This window comes from Vibrio sp. TMPB1044 (assembly GCF_030442075.1).
GTDB classification, from domain to species: Bacteria; Pseudomonadota; Gammaproteobacteria; order Enterobacterales; family Vibrionaceae; genus Vibrio; species Vibrio satsumensis.
Map to the genome: position 1 here is coordinate 1 of NZ_JAUJED010000081.1, position 217 is coordinate 217.

The 217-nt window shown below is 51.6% G+C and carries 1 rRNA gene; it reads right to left on the bottom strand.

Annotation, left to right across the window (positions count from 1 at the left end):
- Positions 1-217: ribosomal RNA gene (locus QQ041_RS23630) — 16S ribosomal RNA — on the bottom strand; the annotation flags it as partial.

The window sequence follows — 217 nt, forward strand, 5'->3', positions numbered from 1 at the left end:
TTTACGCCCAGTAATTCCGATTAACGCTCGCACCCTCCGTATTACCGCGGCTGCTGGCACGGAGTTAGCCGGTGCTTCTTCTGTTGCTAACGTCAAGATGCGCAGCTATTAACTACACACCCTTCCTCACAACTGAAAGTACTTTACAACCCGAAGGCCTTCTTCATACACGCGGCATGGCTGCATCAGGCTTTCGCCCATTGTGCAATATTCCCCA